Annotated in this window: 30 protein-coding genes; 19 read left to right on the plus strand and 11 right to left on the minus strand. The window is 40.3% G+C overall.

The features are described 5' to 3' along the window. Window positions 1–30: 30 nt before the first annotated feature. Both V7K27_RS06860 and V7K27_RS06865 read right to left on the minus strand, forming a co-directional pair. On the minus strand, window positions 31–1272 hold the full coding sequence (locus V7K27_RS06860) for a hypothetical protein (protein WP_334945561.1): 1242 nt from the start codon (window positions 1270–1272) through the stop codon (window positions 31–33). A gap of 230 nt (window positions 1273–1502) precedes the next feature. Continuing rightward, complete coding sequence (locus V7K27_RS06865; protein WP_334945562.1) at window positions 1503–2237, minus strand: redoxin family protein; 735 nt, start codon at window positions 2235–2237, stop codon at window positions 1503–1505. Between the two features lie 230 nt (window positions 2238–2467). Between V7K27_RS06865 and V7K27_RS36425 the strand changes: the two genes are divergently transcribed. The 7 genes from V7K27_RS36425 (at window position 2468) to V7K27_RS06890 (ending at window position 10154) form a co-directional block, all read left to right on the plus strand. Next, the gene (locus tag V7K27_RS36425) at window positions 2468–2719 is read left to right on the plus strand and encodes a hypothetical protein (RefSeq protein WP_442947596.1); all 252 of its coding nucleotides are present in this window, start codon (window positions 2468–2470) and stop codon (window positions 2717–2719) included. After that, window positions 2697–3821, plus strand: coding sequence for an ATP-binding protein (locus tag V7K27_RS06870; protein WP_442947597.1), 1125 nt, complete (start codon window positions 2697–2699; stop codon window positions 3819–3821). Before V7K27_RS36425 ends, V7K27_RS06870 begins: the two co-directional genes overlap by 23 nt. A gap of 44 nt (window positions 3822–3865) precedes the next feature. Further along, a complete protein-coding gene (locus tag V7K27_RS06875) occupies window positions 3866–6658 on the plus strand; it encodes a tetratricopeptide repeat protein (protein ID WP_334945564.1) in 2793 nt (930 codons plus the stop codon). Window positions 6659–7221: 563 nt separating this feature from the next. Further along, on the plus strand, window positions 7222–8835 hold the full coding sequence (locus V7K27_RS06880) for an NAD(P)H-quinone oxidoreductase subunit 4 (protein ID WP_334945565.1): 1614 nt from the start codon (window positions 7222–7224) through the stop codon (window positions 8833–8835). Between the two features lie 129 nt (window positions 8836–8964). Continuing rightward, on the plus strand, window positions 8965–9570 hold the full coding sequence (locus V7K27_RS06885; protein WP_334945567.1) for a Uma2 family endonuclease: 606 nt from the start codon (window positions 8965–8967) through the stop codon (window positions 9568–9570). Window positions 9571–9795: 225 nt separating this feature from the next. Then, window positions 9796–10002 (plus strand): element excision factor XisI family protein, encoded by a 207-nt coding sequence (locus V7K27_RS36430; RefSeq protein WP_442947598.1) that lies wholly within the window; start codon window positions 9796–9798, stop codon window positions 10000–10002. Next, window positions 9918–10154, plus strand: coding sequence for a XisI protein (locus tag V7K27_RS06890; protein WP_442937017.1), 237 nt, complete (start codon window positions 9918–9920; stop codon window positions 10152–10154). Before V7K27_RS36430 ends, V7K27_RS06890 begins: the two co-directional genes overlap by 85 nt. Window positions 10155–10187: 33 nt before the next feature. On the opposite strand, the gene V7K27_RS06895 is transcribed toward V7K27_RS06890, so the two are convergent. After that, window positions 10188–10439, minus strand: a complete 252-nt coding sequence (locus V7K27_RS06895; RefSeq protein ID WP_334945568.1) for a hypothetical protein — start codon at window positions 10437–10439, stop codon at window positions 10188–10190. Window positions 10440–10559: 120 nt separating this feature from the next. Here V7K27_RS06895 and V7K27_RS06900 point away from each other — a divergent pair, with 120 nt between their 5' ends. Both V7K27_RS06900 and V7K27_RS06905 read left to right on the plus strand, forming a co-directional pair. Then, complete coding sequence (locus V7K27_RS06900; RefSeq protein WP_334945570.1) at window positions 10560–10760, plus strand: hypothetical protein; 201 nt, start codon at window positions 10560–10562, stop codon at window positions 10758–10760. A gap of 71 nt (window positions 10761–10831) precedes the next feature. Continuing rightward, a complete protein-coding gene (locus V7K27_RS06905; RefSeq protein WP_334945572.1) occupies window positions 10832–11770 on the plus strand; it encodes a pentapeptide repeat-containing protein in 939 nt (312 codons plus the stop codon). Window positions 11771–11895: 125 nt separating this feature from the next. Here V7K27_RS06905 and V7K27_RS06910 read toward each other — a convergent pair whose 3' ends face one another. Both V7K27_RS06910 and V7K27_RS06915 read right to left on the minus strand, forming a co-directional pair. Further along, window positions 11896–12777 (minus strand): hypothetical protein, encoded by an 882-nt coding sequence (locus V7K27_RS06910; RefSeq protein WP_334945574.1) that lies wholly within the window; start codon window positions 12775–12777, stop codon window positions 11896–11898. 3 nt (window positions 12778–12780) lie between these two features. Further along, window positions 12781–14058, minus strand: coding sequence for a DNA methyltransferase (locus V7K27_RS06915; protein WP_334945576.1), 1278 nt, complete (start codon window positions 14056–14058; stop codon window positions 12781–12783). 104 nt (window positions 14059–14162) lie between these two features. On the opposite strand from V7K27_RS06915, the gene V7K27_RS06920 reads away from it, so the two are divergent. After that, window positions 14163–14408, plus strand: a complete 246-nt coding sequence (locus V7K27_RS06920) for a hypothetical protein (protein ID WP_334945578.1) — start codon at window positions 14163–14165, stop codon at window positions 14406–14408. Between the two features lie 63 nt (window positions 14409–14471). Here V7K27_RS06920 and V7K27_RS06925 read toward each other — a convergent pair whose 3' ends face one another. After that, window positions 14472–14897 (minus strand): HNH endonuclease, encoded by a 426-nt coding sequence (locus V7K27_RS06925; protein WP_334945580.1) that lies wholly within the window; start codon window positions 14895–14897, stop codon window positions 14472–14474. Beyond that, window positions 14897–15283, minus strand: a complete 387-nt coding sequence (locus V7K27_RS06930; protein WP_334945582.1) for a hypothetical protein — start codon at window positions 15281–15283, stop codon at window positions 14897–14899. The genes V7K27_RS06925 and V7K27_RS06930 overlap by 1 nt, the downstream gene beginning before the upstream one ends. 250 nt (window positions 15284–15533) lie before the next feature. On the opposite strand from V7K27_RS06930, the gene V7K27_RS06935 reads away from it, so the two are divergent. Then, window positions 15534–15674, plus strand: a complete 141-nt coding sequence (locus tag V7K27_RS06935) for a hypothetical protein (RefSeq protein WP_334945584.1) — start codon at window positions 15534–15536, stop codon at window positions 15672–15674. A 128-nt stretch (window positions 15675–15802) separates the two neighbouring features. After that, the gene (locus V7K27_RS06940) at window positions 15803–18211 is read left to right on the plus strand and encodes a DEAD/DEAH box helicase family protein (protein WP_334945619.1); all 2409 of its coding nucleotides are present in this window, start codon (window positions 15803–15805) and stop codon (window positions 18209–18211) included. Between the two features lie 140 nt (window positions 18212–18351). Here V7K27_RS06940 and V7K27_RS06945 read toward each other — a convergent pair whose 3' ends face one another. The 3 genes from V7K27_RS06945 to V7K27_RS06955 form a co-directional block, all read right to left on the minus strand. Next, the gene (locus tag V7K27_RS06945) at window positions 18352–18702 is read right to left on the minus strand and encodes a DUF1257 domain-containing protein (protein WP_012407317.1); all 351 of its coding nucleotides are present in this window, start codon (window positions 18700–18702) and stop codon (window positions 18352–18354) included. A gap of 141 nt (window positions 18703–18843) precedes the next feature. Beyond that, window positions 18844–20355 carry a stress-responsive protein Ycf46 gene (gene ycf46 / locus V7K27_RS06950; RefSeq protein WP_334945586.1) on the minus strand — a complete coding sequence of 504 codons (1512 nt, stop codon included), beginning with the start codon at window positions 20353–20355 and terminating at the stop codon, window positions 18844–18846. Between the two features lie 85 nt (window positions 20356–20440). Then, on the minus strand, window positions 20441–20791 hold the full coding sequence (locus V7K27_RS06955) for a hypothetical protein (RefSeq protein ID WP_334945588.1): 351 nt from the start codon (window positions 20789–20791) through the stop codon (window positions 20441–20443). A 435-nt stretch (window positions 20792–21226) separates the two neighbouring features. Between V7K27_RS06955 and V7K27_RS06960 the strand changes: the two genes are divergently transcribed. After that, window positions 21227–21742 carry an ester cyclase gene (locus V7K27_RS06960; protein WP_334945590.1) on the plus strand — a complete coding sequence of 172 codons (516 nt, stop codon included), beginning with the start codon at window positions 21227–21229 and terminating at the stop codon, window positions 21740–21742. Between the two features lie 92 nt (window positions 21743–21834). Here the strand turns inward: V7K27_RS06960 and V7K27_RS06965 are convergent, their stop codons facing one another. Next, the gene (locus V7K27_RS06965) at window positions 21835–22626 is read right to left on the minus strand and encodes an FHA domain-containing protein (protein ID WP_334945592.1); all 792 of its coding nucleotides are present in this window, start codon (window positions 22624–22626) and stop codon (window positions 21835–21837) included. A gap of 211 nt (window positions 22627–22837) precedes the next feature. Between V7K27_RS06965 and V7K27_RS06970 the strand changes: the two genes are divergently transcribed. The 6 genes from V7K27_RS06970 to V7K27_RS06995 form a co-directional block, all read left to right on the plus strand. Further along, on the plus strand, window positions 22838–23467 hold the full coding sequence (locus V7K27_RS06970; RefSeq protein ID WP_334945594.1) for a hypothetical protein: 630 nt from the start codon (window positions 22838–22840) through the stop codon (window positions 23465–23467). A gap of 12 nt (window positions 23468–23479) precedes the next feature. Beyond that, window positions 23480–23626, plus strand: coding sequence for a hypothetical protein (locus V7K27_RS06975; RefSeq protein ID WP_334945596.1), 147 nt, complete (start codon window positions 23480–23482; stop codon window positions 23624–23626). A 60-nt stretch (window positions 23627–23686) separates the two neighbouring features. Next, a complete protein-coding gene (locus tag V7K27_RS06980) occupies window positions 23687–24841 on the plus strand; it encodes an NAD-dependent epimerase/dehydratase family protein (protein ID WP_334945597.1) in 1155 nt (384 codons plus the stop codon). A gap of 12 nt (window positions 24842–24853) precedes the next feature. Beyond that, on the plus strand, window positions 24854–25498 hold the full coding sequence (locus tag V7K27_RS06985) for a DUF4291 domain-containing protein (protein WP_334945599.1): 645 nt from the start codon (window positions 24854–24856) through the stop codon (window positions 25496–25498). A gap of 6 nt (window positions 25499–25504) precedes the next feature. Then, on the plus strand, window positions 25505–26656 hold the full coding sequence (locus V7K27_RS06990; protein ID WP_334945601.1) for a glycosyltransferase family 4 protein: 1152 nt from the start codon (window positions 25505–25507) through the stop codon (window positions 26654–26656). A 33-nt stretch (window positions 26657–26689) separates the two neighbouring features. Further along, a partial coding sequence (locus V7K27_RS06995) for a hypothetical protein (RefSeq protein WP_334945603.1) occupies window positions 26690–26874 on the plus strand: 185 nt, incomplete at its 3' end.

The following is a 26874-nucleotide window of genomic DNA, read 5'->3' on the forward strand; positions in this document are numbered from 1 at the left end:
GTTAAAAAGACTGATAAACGAATTCACTGATTACAAATTACTGGAATCTTGAGAAGTTCCACAATGTTTACAATACGACAAATGTTTATAAGTAAGATTATGACAGTTTTGGCATTCAATATATTGATAATAACCACAGTGCGGACAGTAAGGATCAAGATGTTGAATTTTCTTAGCGCAATTGACACAGCGTGATTTTTGAACTCTGCTAGCTGCTTGGACTTTAGCATTAAAGACAAATTTTTGAAAAAACTGGATAATTCCAAAACCAATAACTGGAATCAGTAATATATAAACATAACTTATCAGGAAAAGTAACCCGCCAATAATTGCGCTAATTATATCAAATATAAATTGAAATATTGCACCTATTTGAAGGAATTCAAATATTTTAACGATTAGTGGGATAAAAAAGATAACTAGCAAATGCCAGCTAATTAGCGAGATCAATCCATATCCTCTTCCTTGGGCAAATTTGTGAACTGATAAGGCAATGAGAATCAACGGTAGAAGAAAGAGAGACTGAAAAGCAAGCTGGATGCTTGGATACCAAAATAATGCCTGATGATAGCCTTTATCAACTTCCCGAAATTGATTTTCATCTTTAATAAAGGCTATAAAACTAATGCTTTCCGGTTTGCCAAGCAGTTCATTTTTAAGAGTAGAAATTTCCTGTTTCAGGGTAGAAATTTGACGATTATTTTGTTCTAATGCCTGTTTAGCTTTTTCAGCACTGACTTGATTAATTGATTGTTCACGACCCTGACCTGAAATTTTTTCTAACAGTGTTGAGTCATATTGGGCTTGAATAGTGCGATTGTCTTGTTCAAATGTACTGATTTTCGCTTGTTCCCGATCAATAGTTTTGATAAGTTGCTGCTTTTCAGGATTGTTAATCTTATCTTTATAATCGGCATATTGCAAGCAAGTTTTTGAAACCTTACCCAGATGTCCTCCTTCGGCTTGTTGATAGTTTCGCTGAAAACTTAGTTGATTGTTCGTCTCAGATGGCAATGAAAGTCTAACAATTTCATAGTCTTTATCTTTAGTGGCTTTTGTCCGGTAATCTTGCCACTCTGAATAACATGGATAAGCCTTGTTGGGGCTGATATACCATCCGCTAATATCATCCAGTCCCGTAAAAACATTAAACAAGATAAAAATATCAATTAAAATAATCACAATCAAACTCACTTTATTCAGTGGTTCGTTGTTGATTGTCCTTGATCTACTAAAAAATTGACTCAAAATTCGGCGGATTCTGGCAAACATATTGTTTTTTAAAATGTAAATTCAATCCGAATCAATTTTAGATGATCATTAGTAAGTAACTGGGCAAAAATACATCTACTCATCTGAAGATTTGTTAACTACTGACTTTTGAGAAAAAAGATCCCCGACTTCTCAAAGAAGTCGGGGATCTGTGGCTTTCAATTCTTACAAATCAGGCTGCGGTAAAAAATAGCATGACTTTGGTAACGGCTATGTGCGCCAACTGAAACCTATTTAGCAGCGAAGTAGGCTTCTAATGCCTCAGAACCACCAATTAATTTACCATCGATAAACACTTGGGGAACTGTTGTCGCACCTGTAACTGCTTTTAACGATCGCGTGGTGATATCCTTACCCAAGGTAATTTCTTCGTAGTTGATGCCATGTTCCTTGAGCATCGCCTTCGCACGCGCACAGAAGGGACAGCCAACTTTCGCAAACAGGGAAACTACTTCGGGCTTCGCTGCTTGCGGGTTGATGTATCTAAGCATTGTTTCGGCATCGGACACCTTAAAGGGATCTCCTGGCTCGTCTGGCTCAATAAACATCTGGTTAATTACACCATCTTTCACCAGCATAGAATAACGCCACGATCGCTTCCCAAACCCCAAGTCTGATTTATCTACCAGTAGACCCATGCCTTCAGTAAATTCACCATTGCCATCAGGAATTAGTGTGATATTTTCTGCCTCTTGATCCTTTGCCCATTCGTTCATCACGAAGGCATCATTGACAGAAATACAGATAATGTTATCGACACCATTTTCTTTGAAAACCTTAGCCAATTCGTTGTAGCCAGGGAGATGAGTTGATGAGCAAGTTGGAGTATAAGCACCCGGTAAAGAGAAGACAACCACTGTCTTACCAGCAAACAATTCATCGGTTGTCACGTCCACCCAGTCGTTGTTATTGCGAGTATGGAAAGTGACATTCGGTACTCTTTGCCCTTTGCGATCGGTGAACATAATTTTGCTTGCCTTTAGTAATCACAATTCCAGTCATAACCTATCATGGCAGAACTGGTATAATCTAACTATGACTCAGATCAGAAACTTCATTCATAAATGGAGCGATCGCTGCAACAAATTCAGCAATTGATTCATATAGAAATACTTTATTAATATTAACTTTTTCAAGAAGAATTTGACATCACAAGACAGTTGCTAAAATCGTCCATATGGAGAGACTTTAACCTATGACGCAAGATTTTGCACTTTTAAAGCGGATATACAATGTTTTCGACCCATTTCGACCCTTACCTGCTGGCGATCCAAAATATGTAGATTGTCAGGCTGTGCGGGGAGATGGCGACATCCTTGTAGAAATAGGTAAAGAGATTTTGTTGTCAGATAGAATGACTTGTCAACTTTATGCAGGTCATCGCGGTGCAGGAAAGTCAACAGAATTGCTGCGGTTGCGAAAATATGTTGCGAAAATATTTAGATGAGGAAGGCTGCTTTGTGGTTTATTTTGCTGCCGATGAAGCAGATATTGAGCCAGAAGATGCCCAATATACAGATATTCTCTTAGCTTGTACACGACACTTATTAGAAGCGTTAAAAGATAATGCTTCTCCTGCCAGTTTGTTGAAATGGTTAAACAACCGCTGGCAAGATTTAAAAGATTTGGCGCTGACTGAAGTATCCCTAGATAAATTAACCATAGAAGCGCAAATCTCCCAATTTGCCAAAATCACAGCAAATTTACGAGCCGAACCTAGCCAACGCCAAAAAATTCGTGAGCGAGTCAACCCCTATACAATAACTTTAATTGAAGCGTTAAATGATTTTATTAAAGATGCAAAAAATAACTTACCTTCAGGATATTCTCAACTAGTATTAATTGCTGATAACTTAGATCGGATAGTCCCTATTGCTCAAGAAGATGGACGTAGCAATCATGAGCAGATTTTTCTAGACCGCAGCGAACAACTCCAGGCTTTAGATTGCCATCTAGTTTACACAGTACCTATTTCTTTACTTTATTCTAATCGAGCAGTAGATATAGCAAATATTTATGGGAATGCTCCGGTATTGCCAATGATTATGGTGCAAACTCCTGAAAATGAAAGCTACCAAAAAGGAATAAATAAAGTTATGGAAGTCCTGCAAAAACGGCTGAGTTCTATAGATGCTAGTTTATCTATTGTGGATATGTTTGAGCAGAGGGAGGCGTTAGAGCAACTATGCCTGATGAGTGGTGGTCATGTGCGGAATTTGTTATTATTAATGAAGGAAGCAATTAAATATACTAACGCCAACACGATTAGTAATAGAGCCTTACAACGGTCAATTAGCGAGTTGCGAAATACTTATAGAAATACCGTCTTTGCTAATGAATGGGAGGCACTAGCTAAAGTATATCATTCTAAACAGATAGAAAATGAACCACTGTATCGGGGATTATTATTTAATCGTTGTATTTTAGAATATCGTTATTTGGATGATCAGGGAAATAGCAAAGTTTGGTATGATATTCATCCTCTCATTAAAGGAATTAAAGAATTTCAAGACATTTACAATTTCTTATACCCATCCGAAGATAAGTAACGGTGTTATCAGCCGCTAATAGTTAGTGTTATCTGGCGACGATTATGGTATTAAAACTGACCAATTGGGATAATGATTTTGCAGTAAAGGGAGATGAGGAATACCAAGCCTTAGTCCGTACTCTTAACTTTATAGAAGGTTTTGGCTTACTATTTGTCCGTTGTTCTCCGGCTGAAGGTGAGCGGATAATTACCAAAGTCAAGGAAGATATTAAGGATAAAGGTATAGAAGTTTTACGATTAGATAAATCTGTTAGCAATTTATATGAAATAATTGATAAATTAAATAACAAACAAAGCATACAAATTTTATTTATTACAGGATTACATTTTTCCTTTTATGAATATGAAGAATGTAAAATGTTGACTGGTTGGAATAGTAAGGATATTTATTCATATAGTTGGAAGGGTGTGCCACCTGTTTTAATTAACCTCAACCAACAGCGGGAAAGTTTGAGAGATAGCTTTAATATTTGTTTTGTGTTCTTGCTACCTCAATTTGCTATTAAGTATTTTATCCAACGCGCTCCTGACTTTTTTGATTGGCGTTCTGGAATGTTTGAATTTCCCATAGATGCAGAAACTCTAAAGCAAGAATCATCACGGATATTCCCAGCAGGAGACTATGAAAAATATACTACTTTAACCGCAGAAGAAAGGAATAAAGAGATAATAACCATTCAAGAACTGATTGCAGAAGACCATCAAACAGTTAAGTTGAAAAGTAAATTACTGTTTGATCTGGGGAATTTGCTTTTTATTGAACAAGATAATAAAGGAGCATTTTTAGCTTATAAAGAAGCGCTAAAAAATCAACCTGATTTTGGCGAAGCTTGGCATAATCTTGGTACTGTATTATTAATTTTAGGACAGTATAAAGAAGCGATTACCTCTTATGAGCAAGCACTAAAACATCAACTTTATTTGGACGAGACTTGGCATAATCGTGGTACTGCGTTATTAATTTTAGGACAGTATGAAGAAGCAATTGCCTCTTATGACCAAGCGCTGAAAATTCAACCTGATAATTACGAAGTTTGGAATAATCGAGGCAATGCACTGTTGAATTTAGGACGGAATGAAGAAGCGCTTGCCTCCTATGACCAAGCACTGAAAATTCAACCTGATAATTACGAGGCTTGGAACAATCGGGGCAATGCACTGTTGAATTTAGGACGGAATGAAGAAGCGGTTGCCTCCTATGACCAAGCACTGAAAATTCAACCTGATAATTACGAGGCTTGGAACAATCGGGGCAATGCACTGTTGAATTTAGGACAGTATGAAGAAGCAGTTGCCTCCTATGACCAAGCACTGAAAATTCAACCTGATAATTACGAGGCTTGGAACAATCGGGGCAATGCACTGTTGAGTTTAGAACAATATGAAGAAGGGGTCGCATCTTATGACCAAGCGCTGAAAATTCAACCTGATAAATACGAAGCTTGGAACAATCGGGGCATTGTGCTGTTAAATTTAGAACAATATGAAGAAGGGATTGCATCTTATGACCAAGCGCTGAAAATTCAACCTGATAATTACAAAGCTTGGAACAATCGGGGCAGTGCGCTGTTTAATTTAGGACAGTATGAAGAAGCCGTCGTATCCTATGACCAAGCACTGAAAATTCAACCTGATAAATACGAAACTTGGAACAATCGGGGCAATGCGCTGTTGAATTTAGGACGCAATGAAGAAGCCGTCGCATCCTATGACCAAGCGCTGAAAATTCAACCTGATAATTACGAAGTTTGGAACAGCCGAGGCAATGCGCTGTTGAATTTAGGACGCAATGAAGAAGCGATCGCATCCTTCGACCAAGCCCTGAAAATTCAACCTGATAATTATGAATCTTGGAACAATCGGGGCAATGCGCTAGGAAATTTAGGACGCAATGAAGAAGTACTCGCATCCTTCGACCAAGCCCTAAAAATTCAACCTGATAATTATGAATCTTGGAACAATCGGGGCAATGCACTAGGAAATTTAGGACGCCTTGAAGAAGCGATCGCATCCTTCGACCAAGCGCTAAAAATCCAACCTGAGAAATACGAAGTTTGGAACAGTCGAGGCAAGGCACTGTTGAATTTAAAAAAGTATGAAGAAGCGCTTGCCTCCTATGACCAAGCATTGAAATTTAAACCTGATTACGATGAAGCTTGGTATGACCGGGGAAATGTTCTTTACAACTTAGGATGTTACGAAGAAGCTATAGTGTGTTTTGATAAAGTACAGAAAATTAAACCCGATAGCCACTTGGCATGGAATAATAAAGGCTATTTACTGCTTAAAAAATATTCTAATGACGGAAAAGTAGCTATTTTTGAAAAAGCCTTAGAAATTGGTTTGAGCTTACACAATTTTTATAATCAACATTTTTATGGAGAAGACTTTGAACTTTATGAAGAAGCTCTTAGCAACTTCAATAAAGCGCTTAAATTGAAACCTGATTTTGAACTAAGTTGGGCGAATAAAGGTTGTAGCTTATATTACTTAGGTCGTTATGAAGAGGCCCTAAATAGTTGTAATAAGGCTCTTGAATTGAAACCTAATGACTATGTAGCTTGCTTTAATAAAAGCTTTGTTCTTATAAAATTAAGGCGTTATAAAGAAGCTATTACTAGCTTAAATAAAGGTTTAAAAATTAAACCTGACAATCATATTGCTCGGTATAATAAAGCTCGTGCTTATGCACTGATAGGTAATAGTAGACGAGCGATAAAGAATTTAAAAATCGCAATCAAGTTAAATTTTGAAGAAATTAAAAATACAGCAAAAACTGATCCAGATTTTCATACTCTTCGGGGAAATAAAAAATTTCAGTTATTGATTGAATAATTTAATAAAACCTGAAAAATTAATTTGCTCATATTATAGAAATACATCAAAGTAAATCGGCTTACCGTTGAAATGGTTGTGAGTTTTCTCTGGGTTAAACCGCGCGAGTAGTAATAGAACACGAATGTACCCTAAGTCCAAGATGCTTACGGTATTTTAGTTTGAGTCGTCGCCCTAAAATATGTCTATTCCTGTGATAAGAATTTTTATCACAGGAAAAATGCACTCATTGCCTAAATAATTGGTGAGAATGAGGTATTGAAGAAGCTAGGAATTTTATCATTACCACAGGAGTTAGTCTTAACCAGAAAATGTAACGATATTGTAACGGCGCTAAAGCTGCCGTTTTTTGTTGACGTTGCAAAAGTTTACATTTAAAATGGAATCGTCAAAATATGATGAGTATTTATTCTTATTTATCCTGAAAAATTGACATTCGATGAGTATATATTCCTGTTGGAAGCAAAAATTTAATCTTTTAAACTTCAATAAAGGTTACAAAAGTACAAATTGCTTCATATAATGTAACTAAAAGCGAGAAAGCAAATTGATTGTCAGAAGTGATGAATGCTATTGAATTTCCTTGGCTAACAGCCATAATCCTCTTACCCTTGGTGGCTGCCTTAGCCATCCCCCTAATCCCAGATAAAGAAGGTACAACCGTTCGGTGGTATGGTTTGGGAGTTGCGATCGCTGACTTTGCACTGATGATTTATGCCTTTTGGTATAAGTACGACTTCCAGAGTTCAAGACTCCAACTTGTAGAAAACTATCCTTGGGTACCACAGTTAGGTTTGCATTGGGCGGTGGGGGTTGATGGATTATCGATGCCCTTACTGCTTCTGACAGGTTTAATAAATACCCTCGCAATATTCGCGGCTTGGAAAGTTACCATCAAGCCGCGATTATTTTATGGTTTGATGTTAGCGATGTACAGCGCCCAGCTTGGCGTATTTGTCGCCCAGGATTTGCTATTGTTCTTCTTGATGTGGGAAATCGAGTTAGTGCCAGTTTACCTGCTGATTTCCATCTGGGGAGGACAAAATCGCCGTTATGCGGCTACCAAGTTCATTCTTTACACCGCCGCCGCATCAATATTTATCTTGATTGCCGGTTTTGCAATGGCATTCTCTGGAGATACCATCACCTTCGACATGGCGGCTCTGGGAATGAAGGAATACCCGAAAACCTTGGAATTGTTGGTTTATGCAGGTTTCTTGATAGCCTTCGGTGTGAAGTTACCGATTTTCCCTTTACACACTTGGCTACCTGATGCTCACGGTGAAGCATCAGCACCCGGTTCGATGATTTTGGCTGGTGTGTTGTTAAAAATGGGTGGTTATGCCCTTATCCGCTTCAATGTGGAAATGTTGCCCAATGCCCATGTGACTTTTGCGCCAGTGTTAGCGGTTTTGGGTGTAGTGAACATTGTCTACGGTGCTTGCTGTGCCTTCGCCCAAACCAATCTCAAACGCCGATTGGCTTACTCTTCAATTGCCCACATGGGATTTGTGCTGATTGGGATTGCCTCCTACACAGAACTGGGTATTAGCGGTGCAGTGCTACAGATGGTTTCTCACGGATTGATTGCTGCTAGCTTGTTCTTCTTGTCTGGCGTGACTTACGATCGCACCCACACCTTAATGATGGATAAAATGGGCGGTATGGCCAAAGTAATGCCCAAAACCTTTGCTCTGTTTACCATTGGTTCAATGGCTTCTCTCGCCTTACCCGGAATGAGTGGTTTTGTGGGTGAGTTGATGGTATTTTTGGGTATCGCCACCAGTGATGTTTACAGTTCCAGCTTCAAAGTTGTAGTCGTACTGCTGTCAGCCGTTGGCGTGATTTTGACACCAATTTATTTACTGTCGATGCTGCGTCAAGTGTTCTACGGTGAGCAAAGTGAAGAGTTGCACTTGGATGCTGTAATATCTGATGTCAAACCCCGCGAAATATTTATTACCGCTTGTTTGCTGCTGCCAATCATCGGAATTGGTTTCTATCCCAAATTGGCAACGCAGACTTATGATGTAAAGGCAGTGGAATTAGCCGCTCATGCTCGCCAAGTTCTACCAGTTGTTGCCCATCAGCAACCATCAAGTCTGTACTCGCGTATCTTCTCTGCACCAACATTGGCTAATTCTCAAGTTGAAAGTTCGATTAATATTTCTGAGTAAATTAACTTCCCATTCAGGCGGCTGTAAGTAAGTTCTAAATATTAGGGGAATAAAGGGGTGGTTACGAAACTACCCCTAAAATTTTGCCAACATATATCCTGAAGACAGATGAAGTCCTCAAAAATGAATATGAATACCAACTTACCTGTAGCCACAGAAATTATACCAATGGTCTTGCAATTGCAACCTGCGATCGCACTAACTGACGACCAGTTTTATGAGTTTTGTCAGCTAAACCGCGACTTTCGCATCGAACGTAATCCTGCTGGAGAATTAGTGATTATGCCCCCAACTGGTTCTGAAACCGATCAACATAACTTTGACGTTATTGTTCAGTTGGGTATTTGGGTAAAGCAAGATGGTACAGGTGTTGGGTTTGGTTCCAGTGGTGGGTTTACTTTGCCGAATGGTGCGGTGCGATCGCCGGATGCAGCATGGATAAAACGCGATCGCTGGGAAGCGATACCAGTAGAACTGCGAAAAAAGTTTGCGCCGATTTGTCCTGAGTTCGTGATTGAGTTGCGTTCTGAGAGCGATCGCTTGCAAGTTTTACAAGATAAGATGCAAGAGTATATTGATAATGGAACACAACTTGGTTGGTTAATTGATAGAAAACAACGCCAAGTTTTTATTTATCGTCCTAACACTGCGATTGAAGTTTTAAATAACCCTAAAACCCTTTATGGTGAAACATTGCTACCTGGGTTTGTTTTGGATTTAAGTCAAGTTTGGTAGGCAGTAAGCTAGTTTTATAGTGCCGAAAAAGGCCGCAAAATATCTCTCAAACTCTGATTTCTCCGTGTCCTCTGTGCCTCTGCGGTTCGTTATTCCGTAACTCATGCGTAAGTCCTATTTACCTTAGAACTGCCACGCTTATTAATCCAACGCTACCAAATTCGGCTGATTGTTTTCGATCCAGAAGAGGAGGCGAATGCCTCCAGCACACTTCGTGAACGTAAAATGGCAAAAGTAGAACAGTACCGTCAACTTATTCAAGAACTGTTGCTAGCTTACAGCGAAATCAAAGGCAGCAACGAAGAAGTGGAAGCAGAAGTTATTTTTGATCGAGAACGCGTTGGGCTTTGCCCCGCCGTAGGCATCGCTACCAACTTGTCAACGCGGGGTGGTCAAATAAGCGCCGTGTATATGGTTGTGTTTTGCATCTAGATATTAAAAATGAAAAAATTTGGATTCAACACGATGGTACCGAAGGAGGTATCGCCAATGAACTTATTAGTCGAGGTATACCCAAAAAAGACATCGTTTTGGCTTTTCATTCCCCCTTTAAACGACAATTTACCGAGTTCGCTGTTGGTTAATATAGCTGAGATTTCAAAGGAAATAGTCCCAAATCACATCGGGTTGGCGTTAGCTGCTTCCGGGTTGGCGTTAGCTGCTTCCGGGTTGACATTTGCTGCTTCCGGGTTGGCATTTGCTGCTTTCGGGTTGGCATTTGCTGCTTTCGGGTTGACATTTGCTGCTTTCGGGTTGACATTTGCTGCTTCCGGGTTGACATTTGCTGCTTCCGGGTTGACATTTGCTGCTTCCGGGTTGACATTTGCAGCTTCCGGGTTGGAACTCCGTATTTTGGGCGAACTACGCATCGTAAAATTGGTTTCAAGGGCTTTCAAACCAAGCTAGAGATAAAAAACATTCAAATTAATGGAGATACAGCAACTTTAGAGGCAAAAGAAAAAACTATCCGCAATTATGACTTGTCTGTTATGCCTCCTGATGCGCCTAAGACAACTGAATCCCACACAGATCATCTGTTCAGCTTTGTTTTACGCAATGGTCAGTGGGAGTTATCTTCAGATCAATTGCTGAATGTCCCTAGTCCACCTACTAAGCCTGACGAAAAATCAGTTCCAGTTGATCCTAGTGTGACTCCAGCAGATCCTCTAGCTCCTCAAACTTATATTTAAGTCAAGTTTGGTAAAAAATGAATTCAAAATCTTAAAGTTGATCTTAATAAACAGGTTTAGAGCTGAGAGTTATGGATGCAGGAGAATTACTCAGACGCTACGCCATAGGTGAAAGAAATTTTTCTGGTGTCAATTTTAGTCGTCTACACTTGGAAGAAGTTGATCTGTGTGGGGTAAACTTAAATGGTGCTGAGTTGAATGGTACTCATCTTAATGATGTGAATCTGAGTTACGCAAATTTGAGTAATGCCAGTCTACAAAGGGCTACGCTGCTTGGAGCAAATTTTGAAGGTGCTAATTTAAGTAATGCTCGTCTTGACGGAGCTGAAGCAGAGTACGCTAACTTCAAAGCAGCTAATCTGAGTCACGCCAACTTGTCTGGCAGTTTTCAAGGAGTGGACTTTAGCTATGCAGATTTGAGTAACATTTATATGGATCATGGCTCGATAGAAGAAGCAAATATTAGTTATGCCAACTTAAGCAATATCACGACATACCAAAGTACGTTAGATAAAGTTAACCTGCGAGGTGCAAATCTAAGCAATGCTTTCTTTAGTGATCAAACAAGACTACGAAAAGCAAATTTGATTGGTGCTAACCTTACAGGTATGGGTATAGGTGAACTTCTTACAGACTGTATCTATGATACTGAGACAATAATTGACGAAAAAACAAGATATCTTTCTATACCTGGAATAGGTCTTTTCGATATTTTTGAACGAGCTATTTTTATTGGTTATGGAGAAAATTTAAATTCTGCTAACTTAGAAAATACCGACCTTAGTGATTTGGATTTGAGCGAGGCTGATTTAAGCTATGCAAATTTGAAAGGTACGAATCTAAGCAATAGCTCTCTTTTTCAAGCAAATTTAGAAGGTGCGGATTTAGAAGGAGCAAATTTGACAGGTGCTGACTTGGAAGGAGCAAATTTAAACGATGCTTATCTTTATAACGCTATATTTTGCAGTACCGTTATGCCAGATGGAAGCATAAGGGATGATGATTGTTAGCAGCGATGCTCAAGAATCTCTCCCTAACCTTCGCTCAATGTTCCAATTTTCTTACAGCAGTTTTCATGTATTTGAACCACATCCGTCGTAGGGGCACAGCAGTGCTGTGCCCCTACCCGCGTGGTCTATTTACCTGAAAATAGCTGTAAAAAGTCTGTCAACAAATTCTTGTTTTGAAAAGTAGCTCGAATTGTATCGCTATTATTATAATCAACGATAACTTCAAACTTTTCAAATTCCCCAACTGGACTGTCAATCTTAAGTGTATCCAGCCCACTAATTGCATCATCAATACTATCAAATTCGTATCTCTTTCCGAAAAGCGGAATTACAACTATATTACTAATGTAACGCTCAAGACAATTTCTAAGCGTTTCCATAAACCGATCTACTTCTTCTTGAGAAACTCCCATCAAAGCCTGTCGTAGTTTTTCTTTATCTGAACTAGTAAGACTATCAAGTTGTCTAAAGGCTGTACTATAGCTTTCGTCAGGAGTATCTTCATCAAAAGCAACATCAAAATCAATTACTTGAAATGCTGATACTACACCTTTATAGGGAATATAAATAACTGCAAAGCCATTATTTTTTAGTTGTTCTAGCGCTGGCTTTGTGAAATCTCCAGCTAATACTACCCCATAAAAGGGTGCAGATAGATGATGAAGCTCAATAATAGGTAATATCGCCCCTTGGATTTCCTGAGCTTTATTCTTTGAGTGCTTTGTATATCTACGCCACGCAGATTCAATAAATGTAACAGGTCTGCCAAGCTTATTATCGGTGCCATCGACTTCAATCACAAAATCTAGATCATGCTTATTTCCATATTTATCTTCCCAAGTAACCTTTTTACCACTTCTAGCTGGACGCGATCGCTGCCAGTCAAGATAGTAGTTTTTGACTTGGGCAAATTGCTGTAGTCGAGGCTTAAGAATATCATAAAGTACGATATCTTCAAGAAGTTTGCCTAGTTGCTGACCAAACTTGTGTGATGGTGATAGTGCCATAATCTAACTTTCTAGCCAAAGTCTTCCTTCATGTAAAGGAATATTATGTTTTCTGTTTTTCCACTTGACATTACGCTCTCTAATTTTCTCAAAAGACCATAAGCAAAACCCCGCCTCATTTGCTAATTTTCCAAACCACTGCTCAACTGGAACATACACCCCATACGGAGCCGAATCTCCAACTACAATGCAAATCTTGCAATCAGATGTTGTAACTCGACGAAGGGCATGGAATACAGATCCCATATCAATAAAGTATGCGGCAATCATTGTGTGATAAGCCTTGTTGCCAGCTTTAGTCTCTCGGACTTTTTCTAGCTCTTTACAAACAGGAATTAGCTCATCTCGAATTGGCTCAAGGATAGGATCAGCGATCAAAGCATCCAATTTCAATCGATCCTTTGACACATGTTGCGAACTTGAACGAATCAGAAACTTGCGAACTGTATCATGTAAATCCCCCCAAGAGTTAACCTCGCCCCAAAAGGTCATTTCGAGACGCGTTGCATCAGCATAGTCATAGTTGTTTGCATACGGTGGAGAGGTTATTACTAAATCTATTGACTTATCGGGAATACCTTCTAAAATCCTTGCATCTTCTTTAAGGAGGGTAGCTTGGCTTGCTGTTCTAAGACACTGCATATAACGCATATCTTCTAACATCAAAGCGACTTGGGTATCTAGTGCATCAAGTGGTTTAGAAATCTTGGCTTTTCGTTTGTTTGGAAGAATATATTGCCACTGCGCCGTGCCTACATAGCTTGACAATCGTAAAGTAGCAGAGATTGCTAGAAAAGTGAGAGACTGTAACTCTTCAGATAGGGTTGGAGCTAGTTCTAAATAGGCTTGCCTGATTTTGAAGAGATATATTAATACCTCCTCGGTGTAGCATTTGCTTAATAACACTGGCATTTTGTCTGGAAACTTTGGCTGAAGATTAGCAGCAAGATTTTTAATCTCAGCGATCGCTGACAAAAACTCATAGGTATGTATCTCCCATGAGAGCTTTCCTTGTGCAAGCCGATAAACAAAAGGGTGCGCTTCAATGCCGTAGGAATTCACACCAAGTTTATCAGCAGCAATACAAACAGTGCCAGAACCTGCAAATGGATCGAGGACAATTTTCGGTTCCAGTTCTGCGATTACTCCTTCAACCCAAGTTGCTGAAAATCCAGCAGAATACCTAAACCATCTATGAATAGGTAATTTCATATTGTCAGTAAATGTGCCTGTTCTTTCTGTAATAGCTCTTGATTGAAAATCATTGCGAAGTTCAGGCATCAAATTTAAAAGCTAAAGTTAATAGGGCTTACTTATTTTAAATTAGTATTGACTAGATTCAGAAAAAATCAGCTAAAACTTACGGTCAAGATTTAGGCTATGCTTTGGCTGATTCAGAATCAACTTTGTTGGCAGAAACTATAGGTGGCAGAATTGAGTACGTTTTACGTAATGTCGAAATGACAATTGATCAACACAATTTTATTACTCCTGTAGCATGGTTACAAACCAACACAGGCGGAGAACAATTGCTTTTAGGGCGAGAAGTTGTATTTGATAAATTTAATATTGAATTTAGGCAAGCTGAGGAGCAAATTATTTTTACATGGCGTGAAGATTTGAAGTTATAAAAAAGTGGTCTAACCGCTAATGTTTGGGTTCCAGTGGTGGGTTTAGTTTGCCTGTAATTTTGCTCAAACTTGAGTTGGTGGATGCCAGCCAGCAGACACCCAAGCTTGCCTAACGGTTACAGCATAAGAATTGTTCAGTTGCAAAGCTAATACAGTTGCACGACCACAGGCAGTCAAACCTGTAATCTGAGTGCCGTTGTTTGCCCAAGTGAAATGACGCGACCATTTTTGTTGACGAGGGTTGAAGAGTTTGACTTTACGGTTCGTTACTGGATCTCTGGCATGGGTCTGAATACCTTTGTAGGCATTGCATAACCTACAGGCAAGCCACAGATTCTCCTCATCGTCAGTACCCCCTGCTGCTTTGGGAATGATGTGTTCAATTTCTAAAATTCCTAAAACATACTTTTGGAGACTAAGGCAATAACCACACTGATGATTGGCCTGTATTCGTATCTGCACCCGGACTTGTTCAGGAATCTGGCTCACTAGCTTAAGGGTTCAATTAACCCACGTTTGACAGCTTCGCTCAAGGCAGTGGCTTTTCTTAAAAGTCCTTCTTGATAGACCTGCATCAGGGTTTGTAACTCTGAGCGATCGCCTTCACTAAGAGTACCTGATTGTTGGCGATCGAGCAGTTCACTTAATCGGGCATCCTGTGCCGATTCCATTTGCAGTTCGGTCAGCACCAGCACTTCTTCATCAGAAAGGACAGAGACAGGCTCAAGGTCGGTAACGTCCCCACTGACGGGCGGAATTGAAAGTTGAATAGTATCTACTAAAATGCTGGCAACATCACGATTTGCCAACCGTGCAAAGCGTTCTGCACGTTGGAAAATATCGTCTGGTAGGGTAATGATGATTTGGGTACTCATAGCTCTTGTAAATACTCCTCTCTATTCTCACTTGCAATTAGTAATTATGTGTTTCAGGGTAACAAAAACTGAAGAATATAATTTAAGACACTGCACGGTGAAGCGTTATTACCTGGGTTTATTTTAGATTTAAGTCAAGTTTGGTAGAGAAAAATTTCAATGCTTGAGAGTTTAAACATATATTATGGGCAAACTAACCTAGTGGTCAAATTATTATCACTAGATAAAAACCGAATCGGACAACACCATTATGTACGAACCCATCAATCTTGATAAATTAAGAGATCAATCTGCTAACCACCACTCTCAAACACCCTTCCAGCATCAAATTGAGGCATTTGAAGCCCTGAGTAAAACATTTAAATTTGGCAGTGAAAAACCGGGTAAGTAGGTAGGCACAAATTAACCTAACTATGTAACAAAATGTAAAACCGCCAAAGTCCTTGTGATTGCTTCGTTACACTCCGTTTCACTCGCAATGACATACTTATAAATTTTCCCACCCACCTACTTAGTGGAATTTTAGTACTTCCTACAGGCGCTGGCAAGACATTTACGGCTGTCAGATGGTTATGTGATCATGTAATCCCTAAAAATATTAAGATCCTTTGGTTAGCTCCTTCATTTTACCTGTTGGATCAAGCATTCGATACCTTTAAAAATAGTGCTAGGGATATTCCAGAGCCGAAGAAAACGTTAAATATTCGGTGCGTTTCTAGCAGTCCTTCTCATGCTGAAGCATCATCTATAAAACTGACCGATGATATCGTCATCATGACGATACAAACAGCTATCAATAATTTACATCCTAATTCTGTAGACAACTCTGGTAAAAAGTTTGAGACAGCTTTTATAAAATTTATTGATAGTTGTAAAAAAACAGGGCTTTTTGTAGTAGTTGATGAAGCTCACCATTCACCAGCTTATGGTTGCAGAAACTTATTAATTGGTGAAAACGATTCTGCTTTAGGACTTCGAGGGTTATTTCCAGGATTACATCTGTTAGGTCTAACAGCTACACCAACTTATAATAATAAGGCTAAAAGGGGTTGGCTTTGGAAAATATTTGATAATGGAATTATTTATGAAGCTAAAAAAGAAAGTTTAATCTTACAAAAAGTTTTAGCAAGACCTAACTATATTGAAGTGTCAACGGGGAAAAAATGGGAAGTTGATGACGGATTATACGACCGACTAGTTAAGCAACATAAAGACCTCCCAGAATCGATTATTGAGAAACTTGCAACTGATAAAGATAGAAACAATTTTATAGTAGACACTTATATATCAAATAAAGATGCTTATGGTAAAACTATTATCTTTGCTGACCGTTGGTTTCAATGCGTCTATATAAAAAAATGGCTTCTCGAAAAGGGTCAGCTTCTTAAAAAGGACATTAAAGTAGACGCAATTTATTCACATATAGATGCTGATCCAGGTTCTGCGGAGGCAAGAAATAAACGTACTCAAACTGATAATCAAAGGATTATGGAGGAATTTAGAGATGGTAAGCTTGATGTTTTAATCAATGTACGAATGCTAACAGAGGGTGTTGATGTTCCTAATGTTCAGACCGTATTTATTACTCGCCAAACAACAAGCTCTATCTTAATGACTCAAATGATTGGTAGAGCATTAAGGGGTGAAAAAGTAGGAGGTAGCAGTGAGGCAAATATTGTTTTATTCTTCGATGAATGGAAACGTTTAATTGATTGGGCTAACCCAACAGGTGGCGGTATAGATCCTCGTCCAAAGCCTCATACAATAGATTATCCACTCGAATATATATCAATTCGTCTAATCGAAGAACTATCGAAGTCAATTGAGAGCGGTGGAGATTATCGAATAGAATACAAAAAAATATGTCCTATTGGATGGTATAAAACTGAAATTGTATATGCTGACGCTGATAATAAATATGAATCAATGGAAGCATCTACTGAATTTGTCATGATATATGAACATACAAAAGACAAATTTAAGGCTTTTATTAAATCCATTCTTTCCGCAAACTTACAAGATGAATGGTCTAAAGAATATCTTGATGATGAATGGATGCAGCCTAAAGTTGAACAATGGATAAATAAATATTTTGACCGCAAAACTGATGATATTGGACAAAAGCTTGAGTCAGATTTAATTAAGATTGTTCGCCACATTGCTCAAGATCCATATCAATCTGCACCAGAATACCATTCATTTGAGCAAAGAGAAACCTATGACTTAGATAAAATTGCTTATAAAGTAATTGATTTTTCATCTCCCTTAAAATACGAATATTTAGGCAAAGAGTTTTCTCAACCTGAAACATTGTGGAAAGTTTTTTACAAAAGCTTGATTCGATTTGAAACAGCTGTTGATGCAGCAATTAGAAACATTATTAATCCTAAGCCTGAAGGTGAAACTACTCCAGTTGTGATTCTTCCACTAGAAATAAGGGACAAAGAACTAAACGAAGTAGAAAAAGAAGAAGTTAAAAAACGAGATGGGTATGCTTGCCTCTGCTGTGGAGTCAATACCAAAGGTAAATTACAAATCGATCATATTAAACCGTTTTCTATGGGTGGTGAAACATCTAAAGAAAACTCACAAACTCTGTGTGTTACTTGCAATAGATGTAAAGGCCAGAATGAAATTGATTTTCGGTGTAATACAACAAAATTGAGTATTGCAAAAAATCTTGATTTATCATTTACATCAGAAGGTGAAAAGGCTCTAAAGGATCTAACAAGAGTAGTTAACTTCTTTTACCGTTGCAAAGCAGTTTCCAAAATTGATTGGGAGGTATATACTTACACTTACAACATATATTTGTACCCTAGTAACAATCCTGAATGGTTGCTTAAACATAAAACAGAACTTCTTAAGTTAATTAAAAATAAGCTTGGTTGTCATGCTGAACACATCAATGTTACTACGATGAAATAAAATTACTAATTTGAAATTAGTATTGACTAGACTCATCAAAAATCGGGACTGAGAAATAAATCTCAGTCCCGATAAAAAAGCGGGTTAACCGCTATTTAGATAGTTAACCCGTGCAGCTTTGGGAACGCGCAGAGAAATTGTTATTGCAATACCAACTTCACGTTAGCGTTTTGCAGACCGCGTTGTTTTACTTCAGCCAAAGTTTTGTTAACTGCATACTTTTGGTTGATTGAATTGATCAACTCGGTTTGGTTGTGCTTCTTAGCAACTCCCCACAAGTCAGCAATTAGGTCAAAAGAACCATCGCTGTTGCGAGACCAGCCGAGGTCATATTCGCCATCCAACATAGCAACGATGTCAGAACGGACACGCTGACCGTTATAACCACGGACATCAGCTTCAGTCTTTACGCTGATACCTAAGTCGCGCAAGGAAGCCTTGAGGATTTCAGCATCGGTGATCTTGGTACGCAGGGTGCTAAAGTGAGACATTTGGGTTTCCTCCAATGAGAAGATTGAGAAAAACGACAACGGTTTGTTTTCGGCGAAGCCGCGCTTATCAGGATGCGGCTTTTCTTATAACTGCTAGCATTGGGAGCTAGCCTTTCCCCCTGGGATGGCAGAGGAAAGCTTTTAAAACTCCATTCGCTGATATTCAGCTACGGAGGATGCTGCGGGGCGTGCGCGCTGTCTGGCCCAATCTCTCAGAGCCGTTACTTGTTCTTGCATCGTTCGAGACAGCGGCAATGTTGCCTTCAGTGCAGCAATAATATCTAGTTGGGTGAACTCCCGATCTTGGGCAAAAGCTTCATACATTGCCGCAACGATCGCTTGCTCAACTTCTGCCCCAGAAAAGCCGTCAGACATCTTGGCTAGTTGCTCAAGATCAAATCGAGAGATGTCTTCACGGCGCTTGGTCAGATGAATATTGAAAATCTGCTGCCGTTCTTCCGGTGTTGGCAGATCGACAAAGAAAATCTCATCAAAGCGTCCTTTCCTCAAGAACTCCCCAGGTAAGCGTTCTACTCTGTTGGCAGTTGCCATCACAAACACTGGTGATTTCTTATCTTGCATCCATGTGAGGAAAGAGCCGAAGATTCTACTGGAAGTGCCCCCATCAGAATCAGACGAACCTCCACTACCAGCAAAGGATTTATCCAATTCATCGATAAACAAAATCGCTGGGGAAATAGATTCTGCTGTTTTCAGGGCGTTTCGCAGATTTGCCTCACTTCGTCCCACCATTGAGCCGTCGTAGACTCGCCCCATATCTAACCGCAACAGTGGTAAACCCCACAGCCGGGAAGTAGTTTTGGCAATTAATGACTTACCGCAACCGGGAACTCCGAGAATTAACATCCCCTTTGGTTGAGGCAAACCATACTCTCTCGCTCTTTCTGTAAAGGCGTTAGAGCGTTGCTTGAGCCATCTTTTTAACTCTTCTAAGCCACCTACAGCATCAATGGTTTCATCTTCTTCAATGTATTCTAAGATCCCATTGCGCCGAATTAGTTGCTTTTTCTCAGATAAAACGATATCTACTTCATCTTCCGTCAAACGCCCTGTAGTTACCTGTGCCTTCCGATAGACTTTCTCAGCTTCATCTTTAGTTAGACCCAAAGCGGCTCTGAGAAGCTTTTCTCTGGCTTCTGTTGTCACCCGCCGACCACGATTTTGCTCTATATGGAGAGTTAATACCTTATTCAACTCAGCCATATCTGGCAATGTAAAATCGAGAACGACAACTTCTTTTTCCAGTTCTATTGGTACTTGCTGCATTGGGGACATCAAAACGATATTCTTTTGCGTACCTTTAAAGCTGGCGATCGCATCACGCAACGATCTATTAGTTGCAGGCGCATCTATAAATGGATGTAAATCTTTAAGAATAAATATACTAGGTTCTTTCTGCCGAATGATCCACTCAATCGCCGCCTCTGGAGACACGGTATTATGTTGGGTGACATTCCGGGGTTGACCATACTCCACAATCCCGTGTGTTACTGTCCAAATAAATACTCGGCGCTGGGGCTTTAACAACTGGGCGATCGTCGAAATTGCTTGCTCGGCCCGCTCTTCCTCGGAGGTAACAAGGTAGATTAAAGGGTATTGAGCTTGAATTAGGATATTGAGCTCTTCTTTCATACTTCGACCTACTTGAGACCTTATAAAGACAGTAGAGACATTGCTTCTGGTAAAGACAACCGAATCATCAATAATTCCTATCTATTTAGCAAGGAACTAACTCTTCCTCACCCTTGGGATTGGTTTCATCTTCATCCATATCAATGGAAAGATGTTTTTGACCAACTAATCCTGGTTGATTGCCCAAAGCAACCAGTTCCCCATCACGTAAGACTAGTGAGCTATCACAAGTTGGACATGAATAAACTCTATGAGTCCGCCCGTAAGAAGAATCTTCTACCTCGTCAACCAATTCTGCATTAGACAGGTAAAACACGAGGGCACGTTCGGCAAGCTCTGACATTGGTTCAGAATCGACTGCTGAACGAATCTTCAGTTTTCTGTGCAACTCTGGCGATAAATACAAAGTGACCTTTTGCTTAGTTTGCGTTTGCATATAACTCTTTAACGGTCTTACCCGGGTATGTATATCAAGTTATCGGTTCTTTTCTTGCTTGTCAAGACGGTAAAACGTTTTAACGGCACTTTTGTTACATTTGTTTACAATTGGGGCTGAAACGGTATTTAATTGAGCGATAAATCGCTGACTACGAACCTCTCAGAATTATGCACTCAAAACCTGAAACCTCGATCCCCCCGAACCGTATTGCCTCCCAACCCTCCTTAAAAAGCAATACGCTTGGGTTAAGCCTCAAACTCTTTGTCAAAGTCAATTTTTTTAACGAACCACAGAGACGCAGAGGAAACAGAGAGAAGAAAAAAATGCTTAACTGAACTGTATTGCCTTAAAAAGGGGGCGATCTTAATTGATTGGCATAGTTTTCCCAACAATGGGACGATAGATTATTGGATAAGCTATTTGTAAGGCTGTATGTGTAAAGAAATAAGTCCAACTGAACAAAATAAAGATATTGTTCTTCAGTTCTATGGAGCTTTCGACAGGCGGAATATTAGCCAGGCTTTCGCACTTCTGTCTCCTAATTTTGTCGCTCACATGGCTGGCACACCTGCCCCTCTTGACAGTGAAGGTTTTAAACAGTTCGGTATGGCTTTCTACTTAGCCTTTACGAACGGTCAACATACATTTGACCAAGTGCTTGTAGAAGAAGATAAAGTCGTTACTTGTGGAACATTTACAGCTACGCATCTTGGTGACTTCCAAGGTCTTCCTTCAACGGGTAAGCAAATTAAGTTATCAATCATGCACATTGATCGCGTTGAAAACGGCAAAATTGTAGAGCATTGGGGGCAAGGTGATGCATTTGGATTGATGCAACAGTTGGGTATTGTCTTTTTACCAGGGCCTGCACTTTTGCCACATATGCTTAAAAGTCTTTTATCAAAGCTGTTTCAGAAGCCAACAGAAATTAATAACTTGGGTGTTTGATCTTCTGAACAAAGGGGGCAGGCGAGATTTTTCCCGGAATGGGAATTAGCGATCGCTAAACCAACGATAAATCAATGATTGCCTGACTTGGCTTATTTTTTCATTATTTGGAGCGTCAGCGGATTAAAGTTGAACACCTTGCCGGTTGTAAACAATTGATATCCACAGGAGATGCCAGCGAATGACACTAGCATCGAAAAAAGGGAAACTGAGCCGATTACCACACCACTGGCAATAAACAGGGCAATTCCGATGCCAATCAACACCCATCCGAGTTTCCGATGATCGCGCCCACCCCAATTCAGAGCTACTACACCTCCCATACAGAGCAAAATTCCAGGTGTGCTGCGTAAATAAACACTGATATAAATGCTTGTACTTAAAAATGTAATCCCTGCTAGGATTAGTCCTAAGCCAATAAGCTTACTGGCAAGAACTACTTGATCTTCCTCTTCTTTAGCGATCGCAGGTGCTGTAATTTTTGTTGGCGCGGAGTTTGGTGTAGGATTTTTTGTGGCAGATGCAGAGTGCTGCTGCACCCTAAACATGAAAGTTATTTTGTCTCCCTGCCCAAGAGAAACTCTGTCTCCCGGTTGCAGGGGGGAAAAAACTTGAGGTTGAAGTTTTACACCATTAATATATGTACCATTAGAACTGCCCAAATCAGTGATGTGGTATTCATCCCCATTTACCCAAATTTGCGCGTGGATGCGAGATGCCACATCCGAATCTGGTAAGCCAGAAACATCAATATTTGGTGGTTTTTGGTCGTTTGGCTTACCGATGCAAATTACAGAAAGATTTGGTGGAAATTGCAAAGATGTGTTGGTTTGGAAGTGAAAAAGCTCCAAAGTTAGCTCGGCTGTCTGAGATGGACTGTACATGAGTTGTGTGATAAAGCACTTACTCTGAGCTTGCTCTACCGCGAACTCAAAAGAGAATGGTAAATATGCTGAAAAGAATATTGAATTTTTAATGAGCGCTCTTTTGGTGCAGTTTCCCGATTCGGGAATAAATCGTAAATTGGGGAAGGTATTGATCTGAGTTTCTGGTATTTCTATAAAATCAGTGACTTTGACAAAATGTGTAATGTAAATGGCTACTGCTAATAAAATCTATACAGGACTTACGCAAACAATAGCCGAAAAGAGTGATTTTCTTCTTAGGGCAATTCATGAATTGCCCCTACAGCGTGTGGTTTTGCGTAAGTCCTACTGTAGTTTGGGGCGAAGAATTTATCGGTTTGCCGCCAGCTTCTTCGGAGTCATTGCCCTGTTGATAATTCTGTGGGGTTGTACTGCATCTGATTTTAACGCCGGAGCGATCGCCTGGAAAACTTATAACAACTCCCGTTATGGCTTTGAATTTCCATATCCGAGTAACTGGACTTCTTTAGCAGCCCCAGCAAATGATGATGGAATCGCGTTTATTTCACGACAGGATAACTCAGTGGAGATTCGGGGGTGGGCAAGTCAGCAGCTAGCAAATTCGATTGTTACAAACCAAGAGTCTGTGAAAAAGATAAAACCCAACTTTCAGACCGCCCAAGGAGTATCTGGGGTAATGGTTGTAGAAGTTGATCAACAAGTAGGTTCGATGACACTGACATTAACTCAGAGTCAAGTGAAATACTGTTGGCGGGGACAAAGCAAAAGCCAAAAATTTCCAGATTACTATCGTTTGTTTTATTACATTGCCCAACAGTATCGGATTTCCAAGTCTTGAAATATTTGTCATTTGTCATTTGTCATTTGTCATTTGTCATTGGGCATTGGGCATTGGTTATTCTCCTCATCTCCCTCATCTCCCTCATCTCCCTCATCTCCCTCATCTCCCCACTCCCCACTCCCCACTCCCCCAAAATCCACATCTCCACTAGAATGATGATTGAGACGGGACAGAAACCTGATAGATTTAGCTATGAGCAAGTAAAAACTGGTGAAGATGAAAGTCCTGGTTATTGGCGGTGATGGATATTGCGGTTGGGCAACTGCTCTTTACCTTTCCAATCGAGGTTATGAAGTTGGAATTTTAGATAGTTTGGTGCGGCGGCATTGGGATAATGAACTTGGTGTTGAAACTCTCACTCCGATCGCACTAATTCAGCAACGCCTCCAGCGCTGGCAAGATTTGACGGGTAAATCTATCGACTTGTTCATCGGCGATATTACTAATTACGAATTTCTCAACAAAACGTTACATCAATTTCAGCCAAACGCCCTAGTACATTTTGGTGAACAGCGTTCAGCGCCATTTTCCATGATTGACCGCGAACACGCAGTTCTCACCCAGGTCAATAATGTAGTTGGTACCTTGAACTTACTGTATGCCATGCGGGAAGATTTCCCGGACTGTCATTTGGTGAAGCTGGGAACGATGGGTGAATACGGTACACCCAACATCGACATCGAGGAAGGGTATATCACCATTGAACACAATGGACGCAAGGATACCCTACCTTATCCCAAGCAGCCCGGTTCAATGTACCATTTAAGCAAAGTCCATGATAGTCATAACATCCACTTTGCTTGCCGGATTTGGGGATTGCGGGCAACGGATTTAAATCAGGGTGTAGTTTATGGCGTCTTAACCGAAGAAACGGGGATGGACGAACTATTGATAAATCGGCTGGATTATGATGGTGTGTTTGGTACAGCACTAAACCGCTTTTGTATTCAAGCAGCGATCGCACACCCCCTAACCGTCTATGGTAAAGGTGGGCAAACTCGCGGATTTTTGGATATTCGGGATACAGTTCGATGTGTGGAATTAGCGATCGCTAACCCTGCCGAAGCTGGTGAATTCCGAGTATTTAACCAATTTACCGAACAATTTAGCGTCGGGGACTTGGCATTGATGGTGAAAAAAGCTGGTAACGCTATGGGATTGAACATAGAAATCAATCACCTGGATAATCCCAGAGTCGAGAAAGAAGAACATTACTTCAACGCTAAAAACACTAAATTGCTCGATTTAGGTTTACAGCCTCACTTGCTCTCTGATTCTCTACTCGATTCTCTGTTAAACTTTGCCATCAAGTATCAGAAACGAGTTGATCATAAACAAATTCTGCCTAAAGTCTCTTGGCACAGAAATTAGGGTAAACTCTGCGTGCGGCTGATAACAGAACCTTATTTAACTCAAGTCAGTAATTGGCCTAAAAATGGTCGTCATATTTTAGCACAATATGACGACCATTCAATTGTTGTTTATCAGGCGTATCGTCCAGCTATTGGTAACTTCGCCGCCACCTACGGTTATTTTGGTGGTGAGTTCAGTTTTGACCGCATGAGTTGGATCAAACCTAACTTCCTCTGGATGATGTATCGTTCTGGATGGGGTACACAAAATGGGCAAGAGGTAGTATTGGCTATTTGGATTAAGCGTTCGGCTTTTGATGAAATTTTAGCGGCGGCTGTTCATTCCAGCTACGTTCCAGAACTTTATTTCAATAAAAGTGCATGGCAAAAAGCATTGAGGCAATCACAAGTCCGCCTACAATGGGACCCAGACCATCACCCATCTGGGACAAAATTAGGGCGGCGCGCTATTCAGTTAGGATTACGTGGTCAAGTGCTAGCTGCTTACGCCAAAGATTGGATTATTAACATCGAGGACATCTCGGACTTTGTACAAAAACAGAGACAAAATATTAAATCCGACTGTGCAGAATTGATTACACCACAGGAGACAGTTTACTCCGTGTTTGATACCGAAACGCAAGAAAAGCTGGGATTATCTGCCTGTACTGAATAGTTTTATATGAGAATTGCTCTATTTACCGAAACCTTTTTGCCCAAGGTTGACGGCATTGTAACGCGCCTGCGCCATACCGTTGACCATTTACAGCGCAGTGGTAATCAAGTGCTGGTGATTGCCCCTGATGGAGGCATCACAGAATACAAAGGCGCTAAAGTTTACGGCGTTACTGGCTTTCCTCTGCCATTGTATCCAGAATTGCAAATGGCATTACCCCGCCCAGCCATTGGTTACACCTTAGAAGAGTTTAAGCCAGATGTTATTCATGTCGTGAATCCAGCAGTTTTGGGTTTAGCTGGCATATTTTATAGCAAAATCCTCAAAATACCCTTAGTAGCGTCTTATCATACCCATTTACCCCAATATCTCCAACATTACGGCTTGGCGATGCTGGAAGGTTTTCTTTGGGAACTGTTGAAAGGCGCTCATAATCAAGCAGCTTTGAACCTGTGTACCTCCACAGCTATGGTGGAGGAACTGACAGCACACGGTATTGAACGTGTAGATTTATGGCAGCGTGGGGTAGATACAGAATTATTTCACCCCGATTTAGCTAGTGTAGAGATGCGATCGCGCCTATCACAAAATCATCCAGACAGTCCATTGCTACTTTACGTTGGGCGGCTTTCGGCTGAAAAAGAAATTGAGCGCATCAAACCAATTTTAGAAGCAATTCCCCAAGCGCGGTTGGCATTAGTTGGGGATGGTCCCCACCGTCAAGCATTGCAAAAACACTTTGCTGGCACAAACACTTATTTTGTTGGGTATCTGATGGGGAAAGAATTAGGTTCTGCCTTTGCGAGTGCTGATGCCTTTATTTTTCCTTCCCGTACAGAAACACTAGGCTTAGTACTACTAGAAGCAATGGCTGCTGGCTGTCCAGTAGTAGCAGCCCGTTCGGGGGGAATTCCCGATATTGTCACAGATGGGGTAAATGGATATCTTTTTGAGCCAACAGCAGATTTTCAAGGAGCGATGCCTGCGGCGGGCGGAGCCATCGCTGCTACTATTCGCCTATTAGAACAAAAACAACAACGAGACATCATCCGTCAAAATGCTCGCCAGGAAGCAGAAAGGTGGGGTTGGGCGGCTGCCACTAGGCAGCTACAAGATTACTATCAAAAGGTGATATTTTCTCAACAGTTGGCAAAATAGGGGAGTGAGACTGGGGCAATTAGAAACTCATTAATGGAGCTAAAAGACTCATTAATGGAGTTCAAAGCCTCATTAATGGAACTAAAAGACTCATTAATGGAGTTCAAAGCCTCATTAATGGAGCTAAAAGACTCATTAATGGAGTTCAAAGCCTCATTAATGGAGCTAAAAGACTCATTAATGGAGTTCAAAGCCTCATTAATGGAGCTAAAAGACTC

It is taken from the genome of Nostoc sp. (assembly GCF_036919575.1).
Classification (GTDB): domain Bacteria; phylum Cyanobacteriota; class Cyanobacteriia; order Cyanobacteriales; family Nostocaceae; genus Nostoc.

Bases quoted from the DNA above. Each gene is read 5' to 3' on its own strand.
- V7K27_RS06860 (WP_334945561.1), bottom strand. From the start codon at position 1,272: ATGTTTGCCAGAATCCGCCGAATTTTGAGTCAATTTTTTAGTAGATCA.
- V7K27_RS06865 (WP_334945562.1), bottom strand. From the start codon at position 2,237: ATGTTCACCGATCGCAAAGGGCAAAGAGTACCGAATGTCACTTTCCAT.
- V7K27_RS36425 (WP_442947596.1), top strand. From the start codon at position 2,468: ATGACGCAAGATTTTGCACTTTTAAAGCGGATATACAATGTTTTCGAC.
- V7K27_RS06870 (WP_442947597.1), top strand. From the start codon at position 2,697: ATGTTGCGAAAATATTTAGATGAGGAAGGCTGCTTTGTGGTTTATTTT.
- V7K27_RS06875 (WP_334945564.1), top strand. From the start codon at position 3,866: ATGGTATTAAAACTGACCAATTGGGATAATGATTTTGCAGTAAAGGGA.
- V7K27_RS06880 (WP_334945565.1), top strand. From the start codon at position 7,222: ATGAATGCTATTGAATTTCCTTGGCTAACAGCCATAATCCTCTTACCC.
- V7K27_RS06885 (WP_334945567.1), top strand. From the start codon at position 8,965: ATGAATACCAACTTACCTGTAGCCACAGAAATTATACCAATGGTCTTG.
- V7K27_RS36430 (WP_442947598.1), top strand. From the start codon at position 9,796: ATGGCAAAAGTAGAACAGTACCGTCAACTTATTCAAGAACTGTTGCTA.
- V7K27_RS06895 (WP_334945568.1), bottom strand. From the start codon at position 10,439: ATGCGTAGTTCGCCCAAAATACGGAGTTCCAACCCGGAAGCTGCAAAT.
- V7K27_RS06900 (WP_334945570.1), top strand. From the start codon at position 10,560: ATGCCTCCTGATGCGCCTAAGACAACTGAATCCCACACAGATCATCTG.
- V7K27_RS06905 (WP_334945572.1), top strand. From the start codon at position 10,832: ATGGATGCAGGAGAATTACTCAGACGCTACGCCATAGGTGAAAGAAAT.
- V7K27_RS06910 (WP_334945574.1), bottom strand. From the start codon at position 12,777: ATGGCACTATCACCATCACACAAGTTTGGTCAGCAACTAGGCAAACTT.
- V7K27_RS06915 (WP_334945576.1), bottom strand. From the start codon at position 14,058: ATGCCTGAACTTCGCAATGATTTTCAATCAAGAGCTATTACAGAAAGA.
- V7K27_RS06930 (WP_334945582.1), bottom strand. From the start codon at position 15,283: ATGAGTACCCAAATCATCATTACCCTACCAGACGATATTTTCCAACGT.
- V7K27_RS06935 (WP_334945584.1), top strand. From the start codon at position 15,534: ATGTACGAACCCATCAATCTTGATAAATTAAGAGATCAATCTGCTAAC.
- V7K27_RS06945 (WP_012407317.1), bottom strand. From the start codon at position 18,702: ATGTCTCACTTTAGCACCCTGCGTACCAAGATCACCGATGCTGAAATC.
- ycf46 (WP_334945586.1), bottom strand. From the start codon at position 20,355: ATGAAAGAAGAGCTCAATATCCTAATTCAAGCTCAATACCCTTTAATC.
- V7K27_RS06955 (WP_334945588.1), bottom strand. From the start codon at position 20,791: ATGCAAACGCAAACTAAGCAAAAGGTCACTTTGTATTTATCGCCAGAG.
- V7K27_RS06960 (WP_334945590.1), top strand. From the start codon at position 21,227: ATGTGTAAAGAAATAAGTCCAACTGAACAAAATAAAGATATTGTTCTT.
- V7K27_RS06965 (WP_334945592.1), bottom strand. From the start codon at position 22,626: ATGTACAGTCCATCTCAGACAGCCGAGCTAACTTTGGAGCTTTTTCAC.
- V7K27_RS06970 (WP_334945594.1), top strand. From the start codon at position 22,838: ATGGCTACTGCTAATAAAATCTATACAGGACTTACGCAAACAATAGCC.
- V7K27_RS06980 (WP_334945597.1), top strand. From the start codon at position 23,687: ATGAAAGTCCTGGTTATTGGCGGTGATGGATATTGCGGTTGGGCAACT.
- V7K27_RS06990 (WP_334945601.1), top strand. From the start codon at position 25,505: ATGAGAATTGCTCTATTTACCGAAACCTTTTTGCCCAAGGTTGACGGC.